Annotated in this window: 18 protein-coding genes; 3 read left to right on the forward strand and 15 right to left on the reverse strand. The window is 53.9% G+C overall.

All coding sequences use genetic code 11. The annotated features are described in order from the left end of the window. From rffA to trxA, 11 genes are all read right to left on the reverse strand, one after another. On the reverse strand, positions 1–1,131 hold the full coding sequence (rffA, locus tag WM46_RS19215; protein WP_061075779.1) for a dTDP-4-amino-4,6-dideoxygalactose transaminase: 1,131 nt from the start codon (positions 1,129–1,131) through the stop codon (positions 1–3). Positions 1,132–1,135: 4 nt separating this feature from the next. Further along, a complete protein-coding gene (gene rffC, locus WM46_RS19220; RefSeq protein ID WP_102603058.1) occupies positions 1,136–1,813 on the reverse strand; it encodes a dTDP-4-amino-4,6-dideoxy-D-galactose acyltransferase in 678 nt (225 codons plus the stop codon). Beyond that, on the reverse strand, positions 1,791–2,672 hold the full coding sequence (gene rfbA, locus WM46_RS19225; RefSeq protein WP_061075781.1) for a glucose-1-phosphate thymidylyltransferase RfbA: 882 nt from the start codon (positions 2,670–2,672) through the stop codon (positions 1,791–1,793). Before rfbA ends, rffC begins: the two co-directional genes overlap by 23 nt. Before the next feature lie 19 nt (positions 2,673–2,691). After that, positions 2,692–3,759 (reverse strand): dTDP-glucose 4,6-dehydratase, encoded by a 1,068-nt coding sequence (rffG, locus tag WM46_RS19230; protein ID WP_102603059.1) that lies wholly within the window; start codon positions 3,757–3,759, stop codon positions 2,692–2,694. Continuing rightward, entirely contained in the window at positions 3,759–5,021 is a 1,263-nt protein-coding gene (gene wecC / locus WM46_RS19235; protein ID WP_102603060.1) for a UDP-N-acetyl-D-mannosamine dehydrogenase, read from the reverse strand. The genes rffG and wecC overlap by 1 nt, the downstream gene beginning before the upstream one ends. Beyond that, entirely contained in the window at positions 5,018–6,148 is a 1,131-nt protein-coding gene (gene wecB, locus WM46_RS19240) for a non-hydrolyzing UDP-N-acetylglucosamine 2-epimerase (protein ID WP_061075784.1), read from the reverse strand. The genes wecC and wecB overlap by 4 nt, the downstream gene beginning before the upstream one ends. A gap of 55 nt (positions 6,149–6,203) precedes the next feature. Beyond that, complete coding sequence (gene wzzE / locus WM46_RS19245; protein ID WP_061075785.1) at positions 6,204–7,250, reverse strand: ECA polysaccharide chain length modulation protein; 1,047 nt, start codon at positions 7,248–7,250, stop codon at positions 6,204–6,206. A gap of 11 nt (positions 7,251–7,261) precedes the next feature. Next, positions 7,262–8,365: a UDP-N-acetylglucosamine--undecaprenyl-phosphate N-acetylglucosaminephosphotransferase gene (gene wecA, locus WM46_RS19250; RefSeq protein ID WP_061075786.1), complete on the reverse strand. Its 1,104-nt coding sequence runs from the start codon at positions 8,363–8,365 to the stop codon at positions 7,262–7,264. 238 nt (positions 8,366–8,603) lie between these two features. Beyond that, entirely contained in the window at positions 8,604–9,863 is a 1,260-nt protein-coding gene (gene rho / locus WM46_RS19260; protein WP_002437993.1) for a transcription termination factor Rho, read from the reverse strand. Between the two features lie 87 nt (positions 9,864–9,950). After that, a complete protein-coding gene (locus WM46_RS19265; RefSeq protein ID WP_071887707.1) occupies positions 9,951–10,070 on the reverse strand; it encodes a rho operon leader peptide in 120 nt (39 codons plus the stop codon). Between the two features lie 133 nt (positions 10,071–10,203). Then, the gene (gene trxA / locus WM46_RS19270) at positions 10,204–10,533 is read right to left on the reverse strand and encodes a thioredoxin TrxA (RefSeq protein ID WP_001280776.1); all 330 of its coding nucleotides are present in this window, start codon (positions 10,531–10,533) and stop codon (positions 10,204–10,206) included. 239 nt (positions 10,534–10,772) lie between these two features. Here trxA and rhlB point away from each other — a divergent pair, with 239 nt between their 5' ends. Together rhlB and gppA are read left to right on the forward strand one after the other, a co-directional pair. Continuing rightward, positions 10,773–12,041: an ATP-dependent RNA helicase RhlB gene (gene rhlB, locus WM46_RS19275; RefSeq protein WP_061075787.1), complete on the forward strand. Its 1,269-nt coding sequence runs from the start codon at positions 10,773–10,775 to the stop codon at positions 12,039–12,041. A gap of 136 nt (positions 12,042–12,177) precedes the next feature. Further along, positions 12,178–13,662, forward strand: coding sequence for a guanosine-5'-triphosphate,3'-diphosphate diphosphatase (gene gppA, locus WM46_RS19280; protein ID WP_061075788.1), 1,485 nt, complete (start codon positions 12,178–12,180; stop codon positions 13,660–13,662). A 44-nt stretch (positions 13,663–13,706) separates the two neighbouring features. On the opposite strand, the gene rep is transcribed toward gppA, so the two are convergent. The 4 genes from rep to WM46_RS19300 all read right to left on the reverse strand — a co-directional run bounded on the left by rep (position 13,707) and on the right by WM46_RS19300 (position 18,191). Next, complete coding sequence (gene rep / locus WM46_RS19285) at positions 13,707–15,731, reverse strand: DNA helicase Rep (protein WP_102603061.1); 2,025 nt, start codon at positions 15,729–15,731, stop codon at positions 13,707–13,709. 260 nt (positions 15,732–15,991) lie between these two features. Further along, positions 15,992–16,720 carry a nicotinamide riboside transporter PnuC gene (gene pnuC, locus WM46_RS19290; RefSeq protein ID WP_102603062.1) on the reverse strand — a complete coding sequence of 243 codons (729 nt, stop codon included), beginning with the start codon at positions 16,718–16,720 and terminating at the stop codon, positions 15,992–15,994. Beyond that, positions 16,720–17,463, reverse strand: a complete 744-nt coding sequence (locus tag WM46_RS19295) for a nucleoside phosphorylase (protein ID WP_102603063.1) — start codon at positions 17,461–17,463, stop codon at positions 16,720–16,722. The genes pnuC and WM46_RS19295 overlap by 1 nt, the downstream gene beginning before the upstream one ends. 26 nt (positions 17,464–17,489) lie before the next feature. Beyond that, positions 17,490–18,191 (reverse strand): Crp/Fnr family transcriptional regulator, encoded by a 702-nt coding sequence (locus WM46_RS19300; protein ID WP_061075791.1) that lies wholly within the window; start codon positions 18,189–18,191, stop codon positions 17,490–17,492. Between the two features lie 194 nt (positions 18,192–18,385). On the opposite strand from WM46_RS19300, the gene ppiC reads away from it, so the two are divergent. Next, positions 18,386–18,667: a peptidylprolyl isomerase PpiC gene (ppiC, locus tag WM46_RS19305; RefSeq protein WP_001140251.1), complete on the forward strand. Its 282-nt coding sequence runs from the start codon at positions 18,386–18,388 to the stop codon at positions 18,665–18,667. Positions 18,668–18,730: the final 63 nt, after the last annotated feature.

The following is an 18,730-nucleotide window of genomic DNA, read 5'->3' on the forward strand; positions in this document are numbered from 1 at the left end:
TCAGGCGAAATAGTTCAGCAATGTCGTGATCACCGTGCGCTGATTCACTGCCGACAGGTTATAGAACAGTGGCAGGCGCAGCAGACGTTCGCTCTCTTTGGTGGTGTAACGGTCCTCACCGGAGAATTCACCAAACTTGTCGCCAGCCGGGCAGTCATGCAGCGGAATGTAGTGGAACACCGCCATAATCTCGGCTTCTTTCAGGAAGTTAATCAGCGCGCTACGATCGTCAATGTCGCGCAGCTTGATATAAAACATATGGGCGTTCTGTTTGCAGTCATCCGGAATGGATGGCAATTCAATTCTGCCCGCACGCGCCAGCGGTGCGAGGGCATCGTAGTAGGTCTGCCACAACGCCAGACGTTGCTGATTAATGCGGTCCGCCGCTTCCAGTTGCGCCCAGAGATAAGCGGCCTGTAGATCGGACATCAAATAGCTGGAACCGATATCGCGCCAGGTATATTTGTCGACCTGTCCACGGAAGAACTGGCTGCGGTTAGTGCCTTTTTCACGAATGATTTCCGCACGCTCGATCAGGTGACGATCGTTAATCAGCGTTGCGCCGCCTTCGCCACCGGCGGTGTAGTTTTTGGTTTCATGGAAACTGAAGCAGCCGATGTGGCCAATCGTTCCCAGCGCCCGACCTTTGTAAGTCGACATCACCCCCTGCGCGGCGTCTTCTACCACAAACAGGTTGTACTTATCCGCCAGCGCCATGATGGCGTCCATCTCACAGGCCACGCCCGCATAATGCACAGGCACGATCGCCCGTGTTTTTTCGGTGATCGCCGCTTCAATGCGTGTTTCGTCGATGTTCATGGTATCCGGGCGGATATCCACAAAGATGATTTTAGCGCCGCGCAGCACAAAGGCATTCGCGGTCGACACGAAGGTGTAACTCGGCATGATCACTTCATCACCCGGCTGGATATCCAGCAGCAGTGCCGCCATCTCCAGTGAGGCGGTACAGGAAGGCGTCAGCAGCACCTTCGCGCTACCAAAACGCTGCTCCAGCCACTGCTGGCAACGGCGGGTAAAGCCGCCATCGCCGCACAGTTTGCCGCTGCCCATCGCGGACTGCATATAGTCGAGTTCGGTTCCCACCACCGGCGGTGCGTTAAACGGAATCATGTTGTCACCTGTATAACCAGTACGCAGTGCTTTCTACATTCGCACCGCTTTGTATATAACGTTTAAGCGCGGCGGTGTTGCCCATCTGGGTCGCCACCCGCAATGTTGTTTTGCCGCGCGCCTGCGCCCAGCCAATCGCCGCCTGCATCAGCTCTTCCCCAGCGCCACGCCCGGCGAGCAAGCCGATTCGCGCCTCGCGCTCATCCAGTTCACGCAGCGAGACATAGCCGCGAATATCCCCGTTTGAGGTGCGAAGAACCAGACATTGATGATCAAACGTGCCGCGCACCGCGTTTTCAATCCACTGCGCATAAAAGCGGGCGCTAGCGTCAGCCGCATACCACGGCGTGCGAAAGCGACTTTGCGCAAAAGCCGCCGCCGCGAGCTGGCGCAACGCCGGGATGTCCGTCAGTTGTGCAATTTCTGCGCCAGTTTGCCCACCCATTTCCCCGACGCTGACGGCAAGATCCACTTCTCCTTCCACCAGTGCGAAACCCAGTTGTTGCAGGGCATCCAGCCCGGCGGTATCAGCCGCCGGAATTTTAGCCTGTACCCGTGACCAGGGCTGCAAGGCGTCTGCGGTCAATAACGGTGCCGCCGGATCCAGTCGGACAATGGCGCTGTTGACGCCAAAGAAGTGGTTTTCCCAGCCCAGCGGCTCAATACTGGCGTGGACGTGCACGAAGCAGCTCCAGTAAATATTGGCCGTAGCCCGTTTTCGCCAGCGCGCTGGCGGCACGTTTCACACCGTCATCATCCAGCCAGCCATTGCGCCAGGCAATCTCTTCCAGACAGGCAATTTTGAATCCCTGACGCTTTTCAACCGTCTGCACAAAGGTGCTCGCCTCAATCAGACTGTCATGCGTTCCCGTATCAAGCCAGGCAAAACCGCGCCCCAGCAGCTCAACGGTCAGATTGCCTGCGTCAAGGTACATCTGATTGATAGACGTGATCTCCAGTTCGCCGCGTTCAGACGGTTTCACGCGCTTTGCGTACTCCACCACCTTGCTGTCGTAGAAATAGAGTCCGGTCACCGCCCAGTTAGATTTAGGCTGCTTCGGTTTCTCTTCTAACGAGATGGCGCGGAAATGATCATCAAACTCCACCACGCCAAACCGTTCTGGATCCATCACCTGATAGCCAAACACGGTCGCCCCTTCGGTACGTGCTGCGACATGGCGCAATTTAGGGCTGAACCCTTGACCGAAGAAGATATTGTCGCCTAACACCAGGCAGGAAGGTTCGCCGTTAAGGAACGTCTCACCGATGATAAATGCCTGCGCCAGACCATCCGGACTCGGTTGTTCGGCATACTGCAAATGAATGCCAAATTCAGAACCGTCGCCTAACAGACGCTGAAAATACCCTTTATCTTCCGGCGTAGTGATAATCAGGATCTCACGAATACCTGCCAGCATGAGCACCGATAACGGATAATAAATCATCGGCTTATCGTAAATGGGGAGCAGCTGTTTCGACACGCCGCGCGTGATAGGATGCAAACGGGTGCCGGAGCCGCCCGCCAGAATGATACCTTTCATGCCTTCCTCCTCCGGGAAATTAACCCTTCAGACCTAAACGTTGCCCCTGATAGCTACCGTCCTGCACGGGCTTCCACCAGGCTTCATTCGCCAGATACCACTGCACGGTTTTACGCATGCCGCTTTCAAAGGTTTCCTGTGGCGTCCAGCCAAGCTCACGGGCGATTTTGGACGCATCAATGGCGTAACGTAAGTCGTGACCAGGACGATCGTCCACAAAGGTAATCAGGTCGCGGTAGTGAGCGATACCCTGCGGTTTGTTCGGCGCCAGTGTTTCCAGCAGGTCGCAAATCGTCTCAACCACGTCCAGATTCTTACGCTCGTTATGGCCGCCAATGTTATACGTTTCACCGACTTCTCCGGTGGTCGCCACGCAGTACAGCGCTCTCGCATGATCGTCCACATACAGCCAGTCGCGGACCTGCTGTCCGTTGCCATACACCGGCAGCGATTTGCCCGCCAGCGCATTAAGAATCATCAGCGGGATCAGTTTTTCCGGGAAGTGATATGGGCCATAGTTGTTGGAGCAGTTGGTAATGAGCGTCGGGAAACCGTAGGTACGCAACCAGGCGCGCACCAGGTGATCGCTGCTGGCTTTTGATGCGGAATAGGGACTGCTTGGGGCGTACGGCGTCGTCTCGGTAAAGAAATCATCCGCTGAGTGCAGATCGCCATACACCTCGTCCGTCGAGATGTGGTGGAAGCGAAACGCCGATTTTTTCTCGTCAGCCCGTTCACTCCAGTACGCCCGCGCCGCTTCCAGCAACGTGTAGGTGCCAACAATGTTAGTTTCGATAAACGCCGCCGGACCGTCGATAGAGCGATCGACGTGGCTTTCGGCGGCCAGGTGCATCACGCAGTCTGGCTGATACTGTTGAAAAACCCGATCCAGTGAAGCGCGATCGCAAATATCCACTTTCTCGAAAGCAAAGCGCTCGCTCTGCGCAACCGGCGCCAGCGACATCAGATTGCCGGCGTAGGTGAGTTTATCCACCACCACGACCGCATCTGCCGTCTCATTAATGATATGCCGTACCACCGCTGAGCCGATGAAACCTGCGCCACCCGTCACCAGAATCCGTTTCATTAACGCCACACTCCTTTGGTATCCACGACGTACTGCTGCGGCACCGCATCGCCCTGAATGGCTTTAAACTGGCTATGATCGACCAGCATCACCAGCACGTCGGCAGTCGCCAGCGCGTCGTTCAGTTCGGCAAGAGTGCAAAGACCGTCCAGCTTTTTCGGCAACTGGTGAATGTTCGGTTCCACCACCAGCGTTTCACCGCTGTGCCACTGGGCGATGCTTTTTGCGATCCCCATTGCCGGGCTTTCACGCAAATCGTCGATATTAGGTTTAAATGCGAGGCCAAAACAGGCGATTTTCACTTCGCTGGCGCGCTTGTTCGTCGCCGCCAGGCAGTCCGCAACGGCGGCTTTGACCTGATCGACAACCCAGTGCGGTTTACCGTCGTTCACTTCACGCGCGGTACGGATCAGACGCGACTGCAGCGGATTCTGCGCCACGATAAACCACGGGTCGACAGCAATACAGTGCCCGCCCACACCCGGTCCCGGCTGGAGAATGTTGACGCGCGGATGGCGGTTCGCCAGGCGAATCAGTTCCCAGACGTTAATCCCCTGCTCGGCGCAAATCAGCGACAGTTCGTTAGCAAAGGCGATATTGACGTCGCGGAAGCTGTTTTCCGTCAGCTTGCACATTTCGGCCGTACGGGAATTGGTCACCACGCACTCGCCTTCAAGGAATATTTTGTACAGCTCACTGGCACGCGCCGAGCACACTGGCGTCATGCCGCCGATGACCCGGTCATTTTTGATCAGTTCAACCATTACCTGACCCGGCAGAACGCGCTCAGGGCAATAGGCGATATTCACATCCGCCTGCTCGCCCGCCTGCTGCGGGAAAGTGAGATCCGGACGCATTTCGGCCAGCCACGCCGCCATCTGTTCGGTCGCGCCAACCGGAGAGGTCGACTCGAGGATCACCAGCGCGCCCTTTTTCAGCACCGGCGCAACGGATTTCGCCGCTGCTTCGACATAGGTCATATCCGGCTCATGCTCACCTTTAAACGGCGTCGGTACGGCAATCAGATACGCATCGGCATCGACAGGGGTCGTGGTGGCGCGCAGAAAACCGCCTTCCACCGCCGTTTTCACGACGTTATCCAGGTCCGGCTCAACAATATGGATTTCACCGCGGTTGATGGTCTCCACCGCATGCGGGTTAACGTCCACCCCAATCACCTGCTTTTGGCGCGAAGCAAAGGCAGCCGCCGTCGGCAAACCGATATAGCCCAACCCAATAACAGAAATGGTAGAAAAACTCATAGCGATACCCGATTGTTTTTTAACGCGTGTAAAATGCGGCCACAGGCCTGCCCGTCACCGTAAGGGTTATGGGCGCGGCTCATGGCCTGATATTCGTTTTCGTCATGCAGCAAACGCGTGACTTCTTCAACAATACGCCGTGAGTCGGTCCCCACCAGACGCACCGTGCCCGCCGTAATGGCCTCGGGTCGTTCGGTGGTTTCACGCATCACCAGCACCGGCTTACCCAGTGACGGCGCCTCTTCCTGAATCCCGCCGGAGTCCGTCAGAATCAGCCAGGCGTGATTCATTAGCCAGACAAAGGGCAGATAGTCCTGCGGTTCAATCAGCGTTACGTTGTTAACATGGCCGAGAATGCGGTTGACCGGCTCGCTGACGTTCGGGTTCAGGTGCACCGGATAGACAATCTGCACATCCTGATTGGCGGCCGCAATCTCCGCCAGCGCATGGCAAATCTGCTCAAATCCGCGACCAAAACTTTCGCGACGATGACCGGTCACCAGGATCAGCTTTTTATCCGAGCTGAGGAAGGGATACTGTTCGGCCAGTTCGGAACGTAGCGTATCGCTCGCCAGAACGCGATCGCGCACCCAGATCAGCGCATCGATCACCGTATTGCCGGTAACAAAGATGCGGCTGTCGGCAATATTCTCGCGCAGCAGGTTTTGCCGCGAGTTCTCCGTCGGCGCAAAGTGATACATCGCCAGATGCCCGGTCAGCGTACGGTTTGCCTCTTCCGGCCACGGGGAATAGAGATCGCCAGTGCGTAACCCGGCTTCGACATGGCCGACCGGTATACGTTGGTAAAAAGCGGCCAGACTGGTCGCAATCGTGGTGGTGGTATCTCCGTGTACCAGTACCACATCCGGCTTGAAGTCAGCGAGGATAGGCTTCAGCCCTTCCAGTATCCGACAGGTTATCTCTGTCAATCCCTGACCTGGCTGCATGATGTTGAGATCGTAGTCAGGAACAATAGAAAAGAGATTCAATACCTGATCGAGCATCTCACGGTGCTGCGCGGTGACGCAGACTTTTGCGTCGAAATCAGGATCCTTTGCCAGCGCATGCACCAGAGGTGCCATTTTTATGGCTTCCGGTCGCGTGCCAAATACAGTCAGTACTTTCACATCGATTCTCTTCGAATAGTCAGTGAGGGCCCAGCCCCTCACTGCGGCAGTCGTGCTAAATCGTGCGGCGGCGGGTTAACGCAACACCTGCGCCGATAAGCCCCCCCACGATGCCCCACATCACCATCAGGAAGGCACGGCGCGGGCTATCGCGTTTTACCGGTTCTTCCGGTGTACGCAAATAGCGATAGGTCTGAAAACGCGGGTCCAGAGTTGGACCCACATTCAATGTATTTAGCATGGCTCGATTCTGGAAGTAGTCCAGATCGAAAGAGGGGCCGACCGCCTGTAAATTTTCAAGACGCGCCTGGAGCATTGGACGTCCGAGCAGAAACAGCTCCGAATCCGGTAATTCATCCGCCGGTACATCGGTCGCACTGCGGGAGATATTGTGCTGTTCCGCGATTTTAAGCGCCTGTTCAATGCTGCTCACGCGGCGGGAGAAAATCGCTTTCGCCACCTCTTCCTGACGTTTGACCTGCGCCTTCATTTGCACGGTCCGCGCAGCCCACGCGCCTTTCAGTTCTTCGTTGAGATGGCTTGCCGCACGCTGACTGGAGAACGCCACATACTGACGCAGCAGATTGTTCGCATCAGGCGCGGTTTCGGCAATGAGCTTGACGCTGTCGTTAATTGCGCGGGCAAAATCACCGGGGGTGAACTGAATGTTATTGATCATCTCATCCAGCATGGCGGCATCGGCCTTGCTGTTGCCAACCATCCGCTGCTTGTAATAGTCGGTTTGCAGCCAGAAGTCGCGACGCGTATCCCAGGAGGCCAGTTGCATCACGAACTCTTTATAGGCTTCATCCATCACCGAAGGTTGATCGCCTGACGCGTTGTCCGCTTTCGTATCCAGATTCCGCAAAAACTGCTGTTGGGAATAGTAACCGCCCAACATATTCACCGTGGGGCGATCGGAGATCGCGGTCGCGCTCCACTCCTGACGAGCAAAAAAAGTATACGCCAGCGCGATCAGCGCGAATAACAGCGCGATACCGACAATCCACACCTTCCCGGCCCACAAGGTACGAAACAACCCACGAATATCCAGTTCATTTTCAGCGCTCACAGCGTGTGCCCCCGGTAATGGTTGAGTCATCGCACCCTCATTTACTTGGTTAATTTTGGATTGTTATCACGGTTTCTTCGTAATCTGCGCTTCATGCGCTTAATAAACCTCGCCACCTTCCATGCACGCTTAATGCAGTAACCGTAGAGGAAGAATGCTAGCAAAAAGAGCACCAGCATGACCCATTCCGGGACAAAATGAGAATATTCCGCCAGCACGCCAATCGAGGCCAGTATTGCGGCGGCAAGTGTGATCAGGACAAACGCCTGACGGGAAGTAAACCCTGCACGCATGATCAAATGATGAATATGCTGGCGGTCTGGCGAGAAGGGGCTCATCCCTTTACGCAGACGACGATACATGATGGCCACCATGTCCATCAGCGGAATGGCGATGATCCACAGCGCGGTAACCGGGCTTATCGGGTGCGTTTTCCCCTGGGTGGTTTCAAGCAGGATCCAGATAACGGTAAAACCAATCAGCGTACTGCCGGCATCACCCATAAACACTTTATAGCGACGGCCAAGCGCACCGAGGTTCAACAGGATATAGGGCAGGATGGCGGCGATCATGGCAAAGCACCAGATAGCCAGACTGGTCTGTCCATCAAACCACAGAATAAGCCCCATTGCGGCAAATGAGACGCTTGAGAGTCCGCCTAATAAGCCATCGATACCATCCACCATGTTAAAGGCGTTGATCGCAGCCCATACGGCGAAGAGCGTGAGGAAATAACCAAACGGCCCGAGCACCATTTCCCACGGGCCAAAGATATAACCCAGGCTGCTGAGATAGAGCTTGCCCACCACCATCATAATTACGCCGATAGCAGCCTGAATGGTGGCGCGAATTTTTACGCTAATATCAAAGCGATCGTCCAGTGCGCCGATAAAGACCAGGACACCGGCACAAGCCAGATAGAGAGCAGCGTGGGGGATATAGACATTCACAATGCTAAATGTGAAACAAATCCCCGCATAAACTGAGATGCCCCCAACCAACGGTATCAATCCCTGGTGGCGTTTACGGAAGTTGGGTTTATCCACTAAACCGACCTTTTTTGCGACCTTCCGCGCAAAAAACAGAAACAGTGTCGTGAATAAAAAAATACTGATGAGATCAGTACTGACTGTCAGTAAATTCACAATGCGTGCTCTCAGAGAAAATTATAAGCAGAAGTATAACCACGAAGGCCTGTATTCAGAAGGGAAACTCCACTCCGAACCGTCTGTTTTGTATAATTATTAACCACGTGTCGCACTTGATGGTTGACGCACGTGCAGCGGAGGACGATAACCCCTGATTTGTTAACTTGTCGTTAAGATTACAGACATAAAAGCAAAACGCCACGTAAAAACGTGGCGTTTTCGGCTCAGAGCACGTTTACGAGCGCTTCATCATGTCGAAGAAATCGTCGTTAGTCTTGGTCATCGCCAGTTTATTAATGAGGAATTCCATTGCGTCGATTTCGCCCATCGGGTGAATAATCTTGCGCAGGATCCACATTTTCTGCAGCTCTTCCTGAGTGGTGAGCAGCTCTTCTTTACGGGTACCGGAACGGTTGTAGTCGATAGCCGGGAAGACGCGTTTTTCAGCAATCTTACGAGAGAGATGCAGTTCCATGTTACCGGTGCCTTTAAACTCTTCGTAGATGACTTCATCCATCTTAGAGCCGGTATCGATCAGCGCCGTTGCGATGATGGTCAGGCTGCCGCCCTCTTCCACGTTACGCGCCGCACCGAAGAAACGCTTCGGACGATGCAGGGCGTTAGCGTCCACACCACCGGTCAGCACTTTACCGGAGGCCGGAACCACGGTGTTGTAAGCACGCGCCAGACGGGTGATGGAATCGAGCAGAATGATAACGTCTTTTTTGTGTTCAACCAGACGTTTCGCTTTCTCGATCACCATTTCCGCCACCTGAACGTGACGGGATGCTGGCTCGTCAAAGGTAGAAGCAACGACTTCACCTTTCACCAGACGCTGCATCTCGGTCACTTCTTCCGGACGTTCGTCAATCAGCAGCACCATCAGCACACAGTCAGGATGGTTGTAAGCGATGCTCTGCGCAATGTTTTGCAGCAGCATGGTTTTACCGGCTTTCGGCGGTGCGACGATCAGACCACGCTGACCACGACCGATTGGTGAAGCCAGATCCAAAACGCGCGCCGTTAAGTCTTCGGTCGAACCGTTACCACGTTCCATACGCAGACGAGAGTTTGCGTGCAGCGGGGTTAAGTTTTCGAAGAGAATTTTGTTACGGGCGTTTTCCGGTTTGTCGTAGTTAACTTCGTTAACTTTCAGCAGCGCAAAGTAGCGTTCGCCTTCTTTTGGCGGGCGAATCTTACCAGAGATGGTATCACCAGTGCGGAGGTTGAAACGGCGGATTTGGCTGGGGGAAACGTAGATGTCATCAGGACCGGCGAGGTAGGAGCTGTCTGCAGAACGGAGGAAACCAAATCCATCCTGCAATATCTCCAGCACACCGTCACCAAAGATATCTTCGCCACTCTTTGCGTGCTGCTTCAGGATGGCAAAAATAATGTCCTGCTTACGCATACGAGCCAGGTTTTCCAGCCCCATATTTTCGCCGAGAGTGATCAGCTCAGAAACCGGCGTATTCTTTAATTCGGTAAGATTCATAGTGGTGTGAGTTCTTAAACTTGGGGTAAATCTCGAACTTAATGTTGTGAATGGTATGGCAGGGTCATCCATGCCTGTTTACGGCCATCAACTCATGTCTGTTCGCTGTCTGGTCACAGGAAAGTACGCAGAACTGAAACGACAAGACGGATTGAATGATAAGCCAGGAATCTGTCCACTTCGCGTGCGAGAAAAAACGGGAAGTATTGGAGTTATCAAGATTCAAACTTAATAAGGTATGTTTAATACGAAGTCAACACTAACTTAGCACGACTCAAGTCGGGCGTCCAGTCATCCGAATCAATTAGGATCCTGGGCACCCGAACATGAGACGCCCGGCTTACGCCAGGTTAGCGTCGAGGAACTCTTTCAGCTGACCTTTGGACAGTGCGCCCACTTTGGTCGCTGCAACCTCACCGTTCTTGAACAGCAGCAGGGTCGGGATGCCACGGATACCATACTTCGGCGCAGTGCCTGGGTTTTGGTCAATGTTCAGTTTAGCAACCGTCAATTTGCCCTGATATTCGTCAGCGATTTCATCCAAAATCGGGGCGATCATTTTGCACGGTCCGCACCACTCTGCCCAGAAATCAACGAGGATCGCCCCGTCCGCTTTGAGTACATCCGTGTCAAAACTGTCGTCAGTCAGGTGAATAATTTTATCGCTCATATAAACTCCACAGGAATAAGCCTGGTGTGTTGGTGTATACACATCATCCTTTAAGCTGCCTCTTTGTTGGCTGCGCTCATCGCTCCGGTCACGTACTCTGTACGCTCTTGTGAACGCGTTCGCTTGCCGCCTCGACGCATCATGAATGATTTGTGTACAGCATTAACCAACTAAAGGTTGACTTTATTTCACCGGATACGCTTTCGTAAAGCAATAGTAAGCTGATATTCTACCACACTATGAGCAAAACACATTTAACAGAACAGAAGTTTTCCGACTTCGCCCTGCACCCAAAGGTTATCGAAGCCCTTGAAAATAAAGGCTTTCATAACTGCACGCCCATTCAGGCCCTCGCACTGCCGCTTACGCTGGCTGGTCGCGATGTTGCAGGGCAGGCGCAAACCGGTACCGGAAAAACGATGGCGTTCCTGACGTCAACGTTTCATTATCTTCTCTCTCATCCCGCGATTGACGATCGCAAGGTGAACCAGCCACGCGCCTTAATTATGGCGCCGACGCGTGAGTTAGCCGTGCAGATCCACGCCGATGCCGAGCCGCTGGCACAGACGACCGGTCTGAAGCTGGGTCTCGCTTACGGCGGTGACGGTTACGACAAACAGCTAAAAGTGCTGGAAAGCGGCGTCGATATTCTCATCGGCACCACGGGTCGTCTGATCGACTACGCGAAACAGAATCACATCAACCTGGGTGCCATCCAGGTGGTGGTCCTCGATGAAGCCGATCGCATGTACGATCTGGGCTTTATTAAAGATATCCGTTGGCTGTTCCGCCGCATGCCGCCGGCCAACCAGCGCCTGAACATGTTGTTCTCTGCCACCCTCTCTTACCGCGTTCGTGAACTGGCGTTCGAACAAATGAACAACGCCGAATACGTTGAAGTCGAGCCGGAACAGAAAACGGGTCACCGTATTAAAGAAGAGCTTTTCTATCCGTCTAACGAAGAGAAAATGCGCTTACTGCAAACGCTGATCGAAGAAGAATGGCCGGATCGCGCCATCGTATTCGCGAACACCAAACACCGCTGCGAAGATATCTGGGGCCATCTGGCCGCCGATGGTCATCGCGTTGGCTTGCTGACCGGCGATGTGGCGCAGAAAAAACGTCTGCGTATTCTCGATGAATTCACCCGTGGCGATCTGGATATTCTGGTCGCAACCGACGTTGCCGCGCGCGGCCTGCACATTCCTGCCGTCACGCACGTCTTTAACTACGATCTGCCGGACGATTGCGAAGACTACGTACACCGTATCGGTCGTACAGGCCGTGCTGGCGCAAGCGGTCACTCCATCAGCCTGGCCTGTGAAGAGTATGCCCTGAACCTGCCCGCGATTGAAACCTACATTGGTCACTCTATTCCGGTCAGTAAATATAATCCGGATGCGTTGATGAACAATCTGCCGAAACCGCTGCGTCTGACGCGCACGCGTCCTGGCAATGGCCCGCGTCGCTCTGGCGGTGCCCCGCGTAATCGTCGTCGTTCAGGTTAAGAAAAGTTATGCCATACACAAAATCATTCAGCCCGTATCAAGGCAGCAAGAAAACGAATCCCGATGAGCTCACTGTCGTCAGTGATTCGGGTGAGAGAACGCCGCCAACACAGATACAGGTTGAAGGATGAAGTGTATGAATTCTACCTCGTTGTACGCCGCTATCGATCTCGGTTCCAATAGTTTTCATATGCTGGTCGTACGCGAGGTAGCGGGTAGCATCCAGACGCTCACGCGCATTAAACGCAAAGTGCGTCTGGCCGCCGGTCTGAACAGCAGCAATGTTCTTTCTGCTGAAGCAATGGAACGCGGCTGGCAATGTCTGCGTCTGTTCGCCGAGCGCCTTCAGGATATTCCGCTGCCGCAAATCCGCGTGGTCGCCACGGCAACCTTGCGTATCGCGGTGAACGCCAGCGAGTTTATCGCGAAAGCGCAGGAAATCCTCGGTTGTCCGGTTCAGGTCATCAGCGGTGAAGAAGAAGCGCGCCTGATTTATCAGGGCGTGGCGCACACCACTGGCGGAGCAGATCAGCGTCTGGTCGTCGATATTGGCGGCGCCAGTACCGAACTGGTCACCGGAACGGGGGCGCAAACCACCTCCCTGTTCAGCCTGTCGATGGGCTGTGTCACCTGGCTCGAACGCTACTTTACCGATCGCAATCTGGCACAAGAGAATTTCGACGAAGCGGAAAAAGCCGCGCGCGATGTGCTGCGCCCGATCGCCGATGAACTTCGCTATCACGGCTGGAAAGTCTGCGTCGGTGCCTCCGGTACCGTTCAGGCGTTGCAGGAAATCATGATGGCGCAAGGGATGGATGAGCGCATCACGCTGGCGAAATTGCAGCAGTTGAAACAGCGGGCGATTCATTGCGGTCGTCTGGAAGAACTGGAAATTGAAGGCTTAACCCTGGAACGCGCGCTGGTGTTCCCCAGCGGGCTGGCCATTCTGATCGCCATCTTCACCGAGCTCAATATTCAGTGTATGACCCTGGCCGGTGGGGCATTGCGTGAAGGGCTGGTCTACGGGATGCTGCATCTCGCGGTGGATCAGGATATTCGCAGCCGCACGCTGCGTAACATTCAGCGCCGGTTTATGGTGGATACCGAACAGGCGCATCGCGTTGCGAATCTGGCGGTGAGTTTTCTCGATCAGGTAGAAAATGAGTGGCATCTTGAGCCGATCAGCCGCGAACTGCTGATCAGCGCCTGCCAGTTGCACGAGATTGGCCTGAGCGTTGATTTTAAGCAAGCGCCTCAGCATGCCGCCTATCTGGTCCGTAATCTGGATCTGCCGGGCTTCACGCCTGCACAGAAAAAACTGCTCGCCACGCTATTGTTAAATCAGACCAACCCGGTCGATCTCTCGTCGTTGCATCAGCAAAATGCCGTACCACCGCGTGTGGCGGAGCATCTTTGTCGTCTGCTCAGACTGGCGATTATCTTTGCCAGCCGCCGTCGTGACGATCTGGTGCCAGCCATTACGTTACAGGCGTCAAATGAAATTCTCGCCTTAACGCTGCCGCCGGACTGGCTGGAACAGCATCCGCTGGGGAAAGAGTTGATTGAACAAGAAAGCCAGTGGCAGAGCTATGTCCACTGGCCTTTAGAAGTGTGTGAATGATTCACTGCCGGAGGGCGGCGTAAACGCCTTATCCGGCCTACAACCTACGATTTTTCTCTTTTCGCCGCCATCATGGCTTTCAGATTCGCCAAATGGCTCTGCCCTTTCTGCATTCGCTCTTCGGCGCTCACCACTTTACGCTCCTGCTCCCAGATCAGATCGTCCTGCGGTAACTCCAGCAGGAAGCGACTCGGCTCCGGGCGCACCAGTTCACCGTACTGACGTCGCTCTTTACACAGCGTAAAAATCAACTCTTTCTGCGCTCGGGTGATGCCGACATAGGCCAGACGGCGCTCTTCATCAATGTTGTCTTCATCGATGCTGCTCTGGTGCGGCAGAAAGCCTTCTTCCATACCCACCATAAACACATACGGGAACTCCAGCCCTTTCGAGGCATGCAGCGTCATCAGTTGCACCTGATCCAGCTCTTCCTCGCTCTCGCCGCGCTCCATCATGTCACGTAGTGTGAAGCGGGTGACAACCTGAGTGAGCGTCATCGGTTCATCCAGTTCGCTGCCTTCCAGCATTTCGGTCATCCAGCTAAACAGCTGGTTAACGTTTTTCATGCGCATTTCAGCGGCTTTTGGGCTGGGCGAGGTTTCGTAAAGCCAGGATTCGTAATCAATTCCGTGGATGAGATCGCGAACGGCGGCAATCGGCTCACGTTCAGCCAACCGCTGAACCTCACCCAGCCAGTGGGTAAAACGGGTGAGCGAGTCATAGCCGCGCCCGGTGAGCGTCTGGCTCAGTCCCAGATCAAAACTGGCGGTAAACAGGCTTTTATTCCGCGTCATCGCCCACTCGCCCAGTTTTTGCAACGTGGCGGGGCCGATTTCACGTTTTGGCGTATTTACGATACGCAGGAACGCGCTGTCATCATCCGGATTGGTCAACACCCGCAGATAGGCCAGCAAATCTTTAATTTCCGGACGCGAAAAGAACGAGGTGCCGCCGGAAATTTTGTAGGGAATACGGTTCTGCATGAGGAATTTTTCGAACACCCGCGCCTGGTGGTTACCGCGATACAGAATGGCGTAATCTTTATATTCCGTTTTATTCACAAAGTGATGGGCGATGAGTTCCCCGGTCACCCGCTCGGCTTCGTGCTCTTCGTTGTTGGCGCTCAATACTTTGAGCTCCTTGCCGTAGCCTAGTTCGGAGAACAGACGTTTTTCAAAGACGTGCGGGTTATTGGCAATAAGGATGTTCGCCGCCTTCAGGATCCGCCCGGAGGAGCGGTAGTTTTGCTCCAGTTTGATCACCTGTAATGCCGGGAAATCCTGACTTAACAACACCAGGTTTTGCGGACGCGCCCCGCGCCAGGAGTAAATCGACTGATCGTCGTCCCCCACGACGGTGAATCGCGCCCGGTTTCCCACCAGCAGTTTCACCAGTTCGTACTGACTGGTGTTGGTGTCCTGATATTCATCCACCAGCAGATAGCGAATCTTGTTCTGCCAGCGCTCACGCACCTCTTCATTACGCTGCAACAGCAGCGTCGGCAGCAAAATCAGATCGTCAAAGTCGAGGACGTTACAGGCTTTCATATGCGCATCGTACAGCCCGTAACAGTGCGCAAAGATACGATCGCGCTCGCCTTTCGCACCGGCGGCCGCCTGTGCGGGCGTTTTGAGATCGTTCTTCCAGTTCGAGATCGTCGAGATCAGCTGTTGCAGTACAACTTTGTCGTCTTCAATCAGCCCTTCCGTCAGATCTTTGAGCAGCGCAACCTGGTCCGTGTCATCAAACAGCGAGAAATTCGATTTCATCCCCAGCGCGGCGTATTCGCGTTTAATCACCTCCAGCCCTAACGTATGGAAAGTGGAGATCATCAACCCGCGCGCTTCTTTGCGTCCCAGCGTCTGTCCGACACGCTCTTTCATCTCGCGCGCCGCTTTGTTAGTAAAGGTCACCGCCGCAATATGTCGCGCCTGGTAGCCGCAGCCACGGATCAGGTGAGCGATTTTATTGGTGATAACGCGTGTCTTACCGGAACCCGCCCCCGCCAGCACCAGGCACGGTCCGGTGACGAATTCGACAGCTTGTTGTTGGCCGGGGTTTAAACGCATAGGAAAAAGTGCTCAATCTTCGAACGGGGGACGAATTGTAGCAGAAAGCGAGGCCAAGGGAGTAACAGGCTGCCCGTCAGGCAGCCGGAGAGTGATGACAAACCTCATTTTGATACCGGGCAAGCAGAGAGCACCTCATTAAAAACCAGGAAAATCAATTCATTGATTTTCGGCTGATAACCACAAAGAAGGAAAAACCACGTTTTTTCCTTCTTTGCTGCGGTCTGAGGCTGCCCGTCAGGCAGCCTGAAAAATATCCATCAGGATGCGCTGGCCGCGAGCGGCGAATAGCCGTTACGTTTTGCGCTCAGAATCCAACTGTAAGAACCCATCACCGCAATGGCTGTCAGCAGGACATACTCCAGCGACATGGCATAGACGCCCTGAACCGCATAAATCACGACGCTAATGACATCAATAAGCACCCACAGCAACCAGTTTTCCACATACTTGCGGGTCATCAACACCATTGCGGCAATCGACAACACCAGCATGGTGGAATCCCAGAACGGGAAAGCATCCGGCTGTAGCTCTGGCATTGCCACCGACACTCCCACAGTGTGCAACAGCGCAAGCATGATACGGGTGAGTGTCGCAAATACCGGATCAATAAACAGTGTCATCAACAGGATAGCAACAATACAAACACTACCCAGCGCCAGCGTTTGTTGCCGGGAAAGCCAGCGAACTTTCAGCGTCGCCTCTTGTTCCTCATTCTGGCGACTCCACGCATACCAGCCGTAGATATTCGCCGCAAAGAAGAACACCTGAAGCAGTAAACTGGCATACAGTTGGATCTGGAAAAAGATCGCGGCAAACAGAGTGACGTTAATCAGTCCGAACAGGTAATTTATAATTTTTTCCCTGCTGGCGTACCAGATACACAGTAAGCCAAAGACCGTACCGATAGCCTCAATCCACGAGAGCGCATACCCACCCTCTCCGAGAGGAATGTTGACCATTACGTTGTTAATACTGAAAAAATCCATCATTGCTCTCCTTGCTGACTGTCGAAGTAAATGGCCTGTAGCGCTAGGGAAACCTGATGAATTTCACCCTGCTGACACCGCATTTCTTGTTGCACATAATTGTTGATGCTGCTGTCCAGACAGCCGTTATGGGTGACAACCACATTGAGCAACGACGCCGTTCGCAGCCCGCGTAGCGCACCGACCACCATCAGTGCGGCCGTCTCCATATCTGCGCCAAGAATGCCGCGAGCAGACCATTCCGCATCCAGTTCAGCCTCGCGGTCGGTATAAAAACTGTCATGGCTGCGTACCAGTCCGCAACGGGCGGGAATGTTCATTTGCAACGCCAACTGCATCAGCGTTGCCGTGAGCTGCGGATCCGCGCATGCCGGATAGCTGACAGGCGCATAGGTTTTACTGGTGCCATCATCCGCGACCGCACCGTGGGCGATAATCACCTCGCCCAGCGCCAGCGTATCCTGCAATGCTCCGCAGCTTCCGATTCGGATCAGCGTGTTGACGCCAATCTGGCGTAACTCTTCAATCGCAATAGCCGTTGATGGTCCGCCGATTCCCGTCGATAGCACCAGAATTTCAACGCCCTTATACTCACCACGCGCCGCGCGAAATTCCCGGTTTTGCCCCAGCATTTCGGGCTTATCCAGAAAACGAGCGATTCGATCCACACGTTCGGGATCGCCAGGCAATAGCGCATACCTTGCGCTCGTCATGTTTTTGCTTAATCGAATATGGGGTTGCATCTCTTGTCTCCTTACGCCCCTGGCGCTTAACTTTCCGCCTCCCGCTTCAGTTTTTCAGGAGCCAGCAGAACAATACGATCCCCATCGGTATCAATAATTTTCAGTGATTTAAGATCGTGCAAAATACGGTTAATACTGCGTGTCGTCGCCGCAAATTCCTGACTCAGATTTTGCTTATCCAGCAAAATAGACGTCGATTTATTGTGTTGATATCGCTGCCATAATGCCTGGCATACCCGCTGGTGCAGCGAATATAAATTGTCGCTACTGGCCTTTTTCGACAGCTGATAATATTGCTGACTGAAGAAGCGTAATATTCGCTGGTTGAAATGATTATCCAGTGCCAGCCAGTGATTAAAATGTTCCTGCGACAGACTTAACAGTTGGACATTTCCCACCGCCACCACCGAGCAGATGTAATGCCGCGACTCAAATATCTCCAGTTCACCCAGCATGTCGCCTTTGCAGTAATGAGCCTGTCGATAACGACGACCATCTTCAGCCTCGTAAAAGACATCCACTTCACCCGATACGATCAGGGAAAACTGTCGACAGACCTCCCCCTGACGGCAAATCAGCGCACCGCACGCGATATCGTCAAAACGCCAGCGCTGCATGACCTCCAGCGGGCAGTATTTGAGGAGTTCATACAACAGGGGGTCGTCTACAACCTGAGTCAATCCGACCAGCCAGTCACCTGAAAAATCTGCTTTTTTCATTGTGTTCATGTTATCGCGTCCCTCTGACGGAAAGACAGGACCGCTGTCCCGCTCCCTCAGGAATACACTGGATGAAAATGCTATCTATCTCCCGATTCGATAAACCCGATGAGACATCTGTCCTGCGCTGGCGAAGAGTATATGTCTGACGCCCTGAGGAATGATAAAGTGGCGGGCAACCTTTGAGACATGAGAACGAAATAATGGCAAAAACCGCAGCAGCACTGCATATTCTTGTTAAAGAAGAGAAACTGGCACTGGATCTTCTGGAGCAGATTAAAAACGGCGCCGACTTCGGCAAGCTGGCGAAGAAACACTCTATCTGCCCGTCCGGCAAAAGAGGCGGTGACTTAGGTGAATTCCGCCAGGGCCAAATGGTCCCGGCGTTCGATAAAGTGGTCTTTTCCTGCCCGGTGCTGGAACCTACCGGCCCACTGCACACTCAGTTCGGTTACCACATTATCAAAGTGTTATATCGCAACTAACAGAAAAGCCTTCTCATAAGAGAAGGCTTTTTTGCCTGATGCGGCTACGCCTTATCAGGCCTA

It is taken from the genome of Citrobacter freundii complex sp. CFNIH2, assembly GCF_002880615.1.
Taxonomy (GTDB): Bacteria; Pseudomonadota; Gammaproteobacteria; order Enterobacterales; family Enterobacteriaceae; genus Citrobacter_A; species Citrobacter_A amalonaticus_F.

Coding starts and splice junctions, on each gene's coding strand:
- rffG (WP_102603059.1), bottom strand. CDS start 3,759: ATGAAACGGATTCTGGTGACGGGTGGCGCAGGTTTCATCGGCTCAGCG.
- rho (WP_002437993.1), bottom strand. CDS start 9,863: ATGAATCTTACCGAATTAAAGAATACGCCGGTTTCTGAGCTGATCACT.
- wecC (WP_102603060.1), bottom strand. CDS start 5,021: ATGAGTTTTTCTACCATTTCTGTTATTGGGTTGGGCTATATCGGTTTG.
- WM46_RS19300 (WP_061075791.1), bottom strand. CDS start 18,191: ATGAACACAATGAAAAAAGCAGATTTTTCAGGTGACTGGCTGGTCGGA.
- pnuC (WP_102603062.1), bottom strand. CDS start 16,720: ATGGATTTTTTCAGTATTAACAACGTAATGGTCAACATTCCTCTCGGA.
- wzzE (WP_061075785.1), bottom strand. CDS start 7,250: ATGACTCAACCATTACCGGGGGCACACGCTGTGAGCGCTGAAAATGAA.
- ppiC (WP_001140251.1), top strand. CDS start 18,386: ATGGCAAAAACCGCAGCAGCACTGCATATTCTTGTTAAAGAAGAGAAA.
- rhlB (WP_061075787.1), top strand. CDS start 10,773: ATGAGCAAAACACATTTAACAGAACAGAAGTTTTCCGACTTCGCCCTG.
- trxA (WP_001280776.1), bottom strand. CDS start 10,533: ATGAGCGATAAAATTATTCACCTGACTGACGACAGTTTTGACACGGAT.
- WM46_RS19295 (WP_102603063.1), bottom strand. CDS start 17,463: ATGCAACCCCATATTCGATTAAGCAAAAACATGACGAGCGCAAGGTAT.
- rfbA (WP_061075781.1), bottom strand. CDS start 2,672: ATGAAAGGTATCATTCTGGCGGGCGGCTCCGGCACCCGTTTGCATCCT.
- rep (WP_102603061.1), bottom strand. CDS start 15,731: ATGCGTTTAAACCCCGGCCAACAACAAGCTGTCGAATTCGTCACCGGA.
- rffA (WP_061075779.1), bottom strand. CDS start 1,131: ATGATTCCGTTTAACGCACCGCCGGTGGTGGGAACCGAACTCGACTAT.
- gppA (WP_061075788.1), top strand. CDS start 12,178: ATGAATTCTACCTCGTTGTACGCCGCTATCGATCTCGGTTCCAATAGT.